The following is a 7,520-nucleotide window of genomic DNA, read 5'->3' on the forward strand; positions in this document are numbered from 1 at the left end:
GGCGACCAACCACTCCAGTACGGCCCCGACTACATCATCCCCAAACCCGTCGATCCTCGCGTCCTCTTTGAAGTCACGCCTGCCGTGGCACGGGCGGCGATGGACTCCGGGGCCGCCCGAACCGACCTCGACACCGACGAATACGTCGAGGAGCTTGAGGCCCGTCTCGGCAAGTCCCGCGAGATGATGCGCGTCGTGCTCAACAAGGCGAAAGCCGATCCCAAGCGGGTGGTGCTCGCCGAGGGCGACGACGAGAAGATGATCCGCGCTGCCCATCAGATCGACGAGCAGGGCATCGCCCACCCCGTCCTCATTGGCGACCAGGAAGTCATCACCGACACGATGGATTCGCTCGGGCTGGCGTTCGATCCCGAGATCGTCGATCCCGATACGGCGAACCTCAGGCCCTACGCCGAACGACTCGCAGAGCTGCGTCAGCGCAAGGGCGTCACTCATACCGAGGCCGAAGACCTCCTGCGCGACGAGAACCACCTCGGCAGCGTGATGGTCGAGATGGGTGATGCCGACGCGATGCTTACCGGCCTGACGCACGACTACCCCTCCGCGCTGCGTCCACCATTGCGGATCATCGGGACGCACGATGATGCGAACTACGCGGCGGGAGTCTACTTGCTGGCGTTCAAGGATCGGGTCGTGTTCTGTGCCGACGCCACCGTCAATCAGGAACCCGATGCGGACGTCCTCGCCGAGGTCACTGAGCACACCGCCGATCTCGCTCGACGGTTCAACATCGAACCGCGGGCGGCGCTGCTGTCGTACTCGGATTTCGGCAGTGTCGACAACGAAGGGACGCGCAAGCCCCGTGCGGCCGCCCGGAAACTCCGTGAGGACTCCACTGTCGAGTTCCCGGTCGACGGCGAGATGCAGGCCGACACCGCCGTCGTCGAGGAGATGCTCAGCGGCACCTACGATTTCTCGGAGTTGGACGAACCGGCGAACGTCCTCATCTTCCCGAACTTAGAGGCGGGCAACATCGGCTACAAGCTGCTCCAGCGCCTCGGCGGTGCCGAAGCGATCGGCCCGATGCTGGTCGGCATGGACAAACCCGTTCACGTCCTCCAGCGCGGCGACGAGGTCAAGGATATCGTCAATCTGGCGAGCGTTGTAGTGGTCGACGCCCAGGAGAACGGCATCGGCGAGTGAACTGATAGGCTGGTTCGGCGATCGATTGACAACGCATCGGTGAACGGCTGAACGCCCTATTGCCGGTGTCACCGTGGTGATCGTCGACATCGCCAGCTATTTACAACCGAACGCGATACGAGCGTGCATGGAGACGTACGACATAGCCGTCATTCCAGGCGACGGTATCGGTACCGAGGTCACGAGCGCCGCGATGGAAGTGCTCGACACGGTTGCGGAAAAGCACGACTTCGCGCTCGAACGGTCGACATATGACTGGGGCACCGAACGCTATCTGGAGGAGGGCGCGATGATGCCCGACGACGGACTCGATCGAATCGAGTCGGCGGATTCGATCTTCCTCGGTGCCGTCGGCCATCCCGAGGTGCCCGACCACGTGACGCTCAACGGGCTCCTCCTCCCGATCCGGAAAGGGTTCGACCAGTACATCTGCAAGCGACCGAACAAGCTGTTCGAGGGTATCGAGAGCCCGCTTCGAGGCTACGGGGCGGATGACATCGATCTCGTCGTCTACCGCGAGAACACGGAGGGCGAGTATGCGAACGTCGGCGGCCGGGAACACCACGGCTTCAGCAACGAGGTCGCCGTCCAGTCCGGACTGTTCACCCGAAAAGGAACCGAACGGATCGTCTGCAGCGCGTTCGAAGCGGCGACCGAGCGCGAGGGCCATCTCACCTCGATCACCAAATCGAACGCCCAGGCCCACTCGATGGTCTTCTGGGACGACATCGTCGAGGAGGTTGCCGCAGACTTCCCCGAGGTGGAGGTCAGGAGCCTGCTCGTCGACCGTGCCTCGATGGATCTCGTCCGTCGGCCCGAGGAGTTCGACGTCGTCGTGGCCTCCAACCTGTTCGGCGACATCTCTACGGATATCGCTGCGATCATCACCGGCAGTCTCGGGCTCGCTCCCTCCGGCAACATCAACGAGGAGAACGACTACCCCGACATGTTCGAGCCGGTCCACGGGAGCGCACCTGACATCGTCGGTGAGGGGATCGCCAACCCGCTCGCGTCGATTCTGACCGGCGCGATGATGTTCGAGTACCTCGACGATGGCAAGGACGCCGCCGCGGACGATCTCTGGAACGCCGTCGAGGCACAGCTCGCCGACGAGTCGGCACCGCGCACGCCCGATCTCGGTGGCGATGCGAAGACAGTCGATGTCGTCTCGGACCTCAGCGACCGACTGTAGAGCACCGACAGTCACGCCTTTTCTCCAAGCGCTTTTCGACAAGCTGCGACGGACTGCTAGATGTCGCGAAGCCGGCTTTGCGGCGGTCGGTCTGTGACTTTCGTCGAAAAGAGTGTGACAGCGTGTGCAGATCGAGCGCCGTCGGTTCAGGCGACGCGATTCTTCAACGACTCGCCGTCCTGATACCGACGGACGTTCTCGGCGACCAATTCGGCGATGTCGAGGTGATACTGGTTCGTCGCCGACCCGCGGTGCGGCGAGATGATGACCTCCTCGAAGTCCCACAGCGGCGACTCCTCGGGGAGGGGTTCGGTCTCGAAGACGTCCAGCCCCGCACCGGCGATCGTGCCCGAGTCGAGCGCGTCGATGAGTGCGTCCTCGTCGACGATCGGTCCCCGGGCGACGTTGATCAGATACGCGTCGTCGCGCATCGCTTCGAACTCGGCGGTGCTGATCATCCCCTCCGTCGACGGCGTGTGTGGGACGGCGACCGCGACGAAACGGGCGTCGGCGATGGCGTCGTGGAGGTCGTCGGGGTGGTACACCTCGGAAACGCCCGGGACCGATTCCCCCGAGCGACGGACGCCGACGACGTCCATTCCGAGCGCATCCGCGCGCTCGCTGATCCCCTGGCCGAGCGTCCCGAGACCGATGACGCACAAGCGCTCGTCCTCGACGGTAAAGGGCCGGCTATAGTCCGGCTCGTACCAGTCGCCGTCGTTCTGATGGTCCCGATAGATGTGGAGCATACGGGCCAGCGAGAGCATGTAGCCGACGCCGATCTCTCCGACGGTGGTGCCATGAATCCCCGTACTGTTCGTCAGAGGAGTTCTTTCGGTCTCGTACGCGTTGGTGTCGAACGCATCGTAGCCCGCGCGGATGACGTGTACCCAGCCGGCGTCGAGGAACTCTGGGCGGGGCTCGAACGAGGCGACTGCGTCCGTCTCGTCGTACGTTTCGTCGTCACCGACGAGCTCTACCGGGATCGATAGCTCGTCGAACGCCTCGACGAAACCCTCTTTCGGGATCTTGTTGCCGATCGATTCGTGAACACAGAGTCGTCGTAACTCGGGACGGTCGGTCATGCGGTTCCGGCGGAGACAACGGAATCGGGTCATTTGAGTCTGTTGGTGCGTTTCAGCGGCGGAGCGCCAACAGGGAACCGGGGCTATCCGACAAGCTTATGACGGTCGCCATCGGCTGAGTAGATGTCCATTGAGCAGTGGGTACCACAATGAACGTCAACGAATCAATCACTGAAGTGCTGAAAGCGGAAGGTGTAGAGTACCTCGTGGGGTTCCCCAGCAACCCGTTGTTCGATACGGGAATCGCAGAGGACGCGGGTATCCGGACCATCATCACCCGGCAGGAGCGGACCGCGCTCCACATGGCCGACGGGATCGGGCGGGTGTCCTCCGGCGAGAACATCGCTGCGTTCGCCTGCCAGCACGGCCCCGGCACGGAGAACTCGGTCGGCGGTGTCGCGCAGGCGTACACGGAATCGGCCCCGCTCGTCGCGATCCCGGCGGGATACGATCAGGCCGACACCGACGTCGATCCGCGGTTCAACTCGTTTCTGACGTACCAGCCGGTGAGCAAGACCTGCGAACAGCTCACCGATCCCGACGCCGTCGACGACACGATGCGGCGGGCGTTCAACACGGCCCGTAACGGTCGTCCTCGGCCCTCGGTCGTCGAAGTCCCGAAGGACGTCTTCGACATGGACGTCGACGACTTCGATTACACGCCGACGAGCACGGACCGTTCCGGGCCCGATCCCGAGGGCGTCGAGGAGGTCGCCGACGTGCTGCTTGCTGCCGAGAACCCGATCCTCTACGCCGGGCAGGGCGTCCACTACGCGAAGGCGTGGGACCCCCTCAAGGAACTCGCGGAGACGCTCGAAGTGCCGGTTGCGACGAGTCTCAACGGCAAGAGCGCCTTCCCCGAGGACCACCCGCTCTCGATCGGTGCCGGCAGCAAGAGCGAGCCCAGCCAGCTCCATCACTTCCTGCAGGAGTGTGACGTCATCTTCGGCGTCGGCTGTAGCTTCACCGACACCGCCTACGGGATCTCCGTCCCCGAGGACAAGACGGTCATCCACTCGACGCTCGATGCGGGCGACATCGACAAGGACGTCGCCTCGGAGTACTCGCTCGTCGGCGACGCGAAGCTGACGCTCGACGCGGTGAACGACGCCGTCGAGAGCCGCGTCGACGGGCCGCGCGGTCGCCGCGAGGACGTCGTCCAGGAGATTCAATCGGTCCGCGAGGAGTGGCTCGAAGAATGGCGGCCGAAGCTCACTTCCGACGAGACGCCGATCAACCCCTATCGCGTCGTCCACGAGTTCGACAAGACGCTCGACAAGGAGGAGTCCATCGTCACCCACGACGCCGGCAACGCTCGTGACTTCATGGCCCCGTTCTTCGAGGTCACCGAGCCACTCTCGTACGTCGGCTGGGGGAAGACGACCCAACTCGGCTACGGGCTCGGTCTCATGATGGGCGCGAAGCTCATCCGTCCCGAGAAGACCTGCGTCCACATCATGGGCGACGGCGCGATCGGGATGACCGGGATGGACTTCGAAACTGCCGCCCGCGAGGACATCCCGATCATGGAGGTCGTCCTCAACAACTTCGAGATGGCTTCCTACGACACCGAGTTCTCGGGTCATTACGCCGATCTCGCCGAGTCACTCGGTGGCTACGGCGAACGGATCGAAGACCCCGACGAGATCAGCGACGCCATCGAGCGCGGTGTCCAGAAGACCGAGGAAGGCACGCCGGTTCTCCTCGAGTTCCTCACCGCCAAGGAAACCGACAAGTCGATCTTCTAGCGGTTCCGCTCCTCTCGCTCTCTCCCTGTATCTCTCCGACGAGCAGCACGGTGATCGACGGGGTTCGCAGCGGTTCGACGGCCGGCCCGGTCGATTATCTTCGTTATCATTCGTTCGAGACGATAGCTGCTTGGCCAGTGTTACCGCGGCGCTGAGGTTTTTATGCAGTACTCCCGATCATCGCGATATGGTGAGGAGTAGTCAGCCGTATCCATCTCCGCTCTGGAGCGGTCCGGAGTCGTGTCCGTTCTGCCAGCAGCAACTCGATAACGGTGGTGCAGCGTTCATGCGTCATATCGATGCGAACGAACGCTGCCACGACGGGTTCGAACGCTGGCGCGGGAACGTCTCAGGCGATATGAAAGGCGAATGGAGCGAATGACAACAGGGATGTGTGTCCCCGTTCGTTTGAAACGCGTGCCATGATCCAGAACCGGACGCAGCTCTCGACGACCGCCGCTCACGACGTCGCGCTCGATTGCATCGAAGCCGGCATCGCGGCGGCACAGCCCGACCGCGCACTGGGGGCCGCGCTCGATCGATCCGGCGACGAGCTTACGATCGACGGCTCCGTCGTGAATCTCGACGAGTACACGGAGGTCCTGGTCGTCGGTGGCGGGAAGGCGGCCGCACAGATGGCACGCGTGCTGGAAACCGTACTCGGGGAGCATCTCACCGAAGGGGTCGTCGTCACGAACGATCCACGGGAGACGGAGCGGATCACGGTCGTCGAGGGCGCACACCCGTCACCGGACGAGGCGGGGCAGGACGGCGCACAGCGCGTGCTCTCGTGCGCCGAGCGAGCCACGGAGGACACGCTCGTACTCTGTCCGATCTCCGGGGGCGGCAGCGCCCTCCTGCCGGCACCCGTGGATGGCGTCAGTCTCGCGGAGTTACAGTCGTTGACGGAGGCGCTGCTTTCGAGCGGCGCGACGATCCACGAGATAAATACCGTCAGGAAGCATCTCTCGGCGATCAAGGGTGGCCAACTCGCTAAAGCGGCGTCGCCGGCGACCGTCATCAGTCTCGTTCTCAGCGATGTCGTGGGGAACGATTACGGTGTCATTGCTAGCGGGCCAACCGTCCCCGACGAGTCGACGTACGCCGACGCACTTGCTGTGCTCGAACGCTACGACATCACCCCTGCGGCGGCGATCCGCACGCATCTCGAACGCGGGGCGGCAGGTGATCGACCCGAGACGCCCGATACGGCCGATCCTGCCTTCGAACGGACTTCTATTCACGTGCTCGCCGATGGGTTCACCGCGCTCGCGGCAGCGCGATCGGCGGCGGAAGAACACGGGTACACGTCGGTCATCCTCTCGTCACGGGTAGAGGGTGAAGCGCGCGAAGCAGCGAAGACACACGCCGCGATCGGCGAGGAAACGCTGACCACCGGCAATCCCGTCGAACCACCGGTCGTCTATCTCTCCGGCGGCGAGACGACGGTGACGATGCACGGCGACGGTGTCGGCGGTCCGAACCAGGAGTTCGTTCTCAGCGGGATCATGACCGCCGATTCCGACAGCATCGTCGTCGGGAGCGTCGATACTGACGGAAAGGACGGGGCGAGCACCGTTGCAGGTGCACTCGCCAGCCGGGTGATTCTCGACGATCGGGAGCGAGCGCGGACGGCACTCGCCGAAAACGACGCTGGCTCGTACTTCATGGAGCGTGGGGCGGTCGTCGAGACGGGGCCGACGGGAACCAACGTCAACGATCTGCGGGTGGTCGTCGTCGATGACGACAGCGACGCCTCGTGAACCCCTGACCCCGACGAAAAATCGGCCGTCAAGACCGCCATAGTTCCCCTGCTCTGCATCGATTTCTATGACAGACTGGCACAAACGGATGGTAAGAATTTAGTTCCCTTGCTGCTGGTGTACTCATACCAGCCGCAAACACTGGTGGTCACTCTGATGTCAGGACAAGAACTCATCTGGCGGATCGCGGGCGGTTCCGGCGACGGGATCGACTCGACCAGCCAGAGTTTCACCAAGGCGCTGATGCGGGCCGGATTGCACGTCTTCACCCACCGACACTATCCCTCGCGGATCCGGGGCGGGCACACCTACGTCGAGGTGCGCGCCGCGGAGCACGACGTGAAGTCGCGTGGCGACGGGTACAACTTCCTGCTGGCGCTCGGCGACAGCTTCGCACGCAACCCCCAGGACGAGGCCTACTACGGTAACGAGGAGGCCAAGCCCCTCTCAGAGAACTTGGACGAGCTTCGGGAGGGCGGCGTGATCGTCTACGACGAGGGCTTGCTCGATGCCTCTGAGATCGACGACTTCGAGCAGCGCGTCGAAGAGAACGACTGGCACGTCTATC

The 7,520-nt window shown here is 63.7% G+C and carries 7 protein-coding genes; 6 read left to right on the forward strand and 1 reads right to left on the reverse strand.

Going from position 1 to position 7,520, the window contains the following annotated elements:
- Both C449_RS17245 and C449_RS17250 read left to right on the forward strand, forming a co-directional pair.
- A partial coding sequence (locus C449_RS17245) for a phosphate acyltransferase (protein WP_006079334.1) occupies nucleotides 1-1,164 on the forward strand: 1,164 nt, incomplete at its 5' end.
- A gap of 127 nt (nucleotides 1,165-1,291) precedes the next feature.
- Nucleotides 1,292-2,356, forward strand: a complete 1,065-nt coding sequence (locus C449_RS17250; RefSeq protein WP_006079335.1) for an isocitrate/isopropylmalate dehydrogenase family protein — start codon at nucleotides 1,292-1,294, stop codon at nucleotides 2,354-2,356.
- Nucleotides 2,357-2,502: 146 nt separating this feature from the next.
- Here the strand turns inward: C449_RS17250 and ddh are convergent, their stop codons facing one another.
- A complete protein-coding gene (gene ddh, locus C449_RS17255; protein WP_006079336.1) occupies nucleotides 2,503-3,441 on the reverse strand; it encodes a D-2-hydroxyacid dehydrogenase in 939 nt (312 codons plus the stop codon).
- Nucleotides 3,442-3,590: 149 nt separating this feature from the next.
- On the opposite strand from ddh, the gene C449_RS17260 reads away from it, so the two are divergent.
- The 4 genes from C449_RS17260 to C449_RS17275 all read left to right on the forward strand — a co-directional run.
- Nucleotides 3,591-5,189: a thiamine pyrophosphate-requiring protein gene (locus tag C449_RS17260; RefSeq protein ID WP_006079337.1), complete on the forward strand. Its 1,599-nt coding sequence runs from the start codon at nucleotides 3,591-3,593 to the stop codon at nucleotides 5,187-5,189.
- 187 nt (nucleotides 5,190-5,376) lie between these two features.
- On the forward strand, nucleotides 5,377-5,571 hold the full coding sequence (locus C449_RS19085) for a DUF7501 family protein (RefSeq protein ID WP_049914423.1): 195 nt from the start codon (nucleotides 5,377-5,379) through the stop codon (nucleotides 5,569-5,571).
- Between the two features lie 40 nt (nucleotides 5,572-5,611).
- Entirely contained in the window at nucleotides 5,612-6,952 is a 1,341-nt protein-coding gene (locus C449_RS17270) for a glycerate kinase type-2 family protein (protein WP_006079338.1), read from the forward strand.
- A gap of 156 nt (nucleotides 6,953-7,108) precedes the next feature.
- On the forward strand, nucleotides 7,109-7,520 hold a 412-nt coding region (locus tag C449_RS17275), incomplete at its 3' end, for a 2-oxoacid:acceptor oxidoreductase family protein (RefSeq protein ID WP_006079339.1).

This window comes from Halococcus saccharolyticus DSM 5350 (assembly GCF_000336915.1).
Taxonomy (GTDB): domain Archaea; phylum Halobacteriota; class Halobacteria; order Halobacteriales; family Halococcaceae; genus Halococcus; species Halococcus saccharolyticus.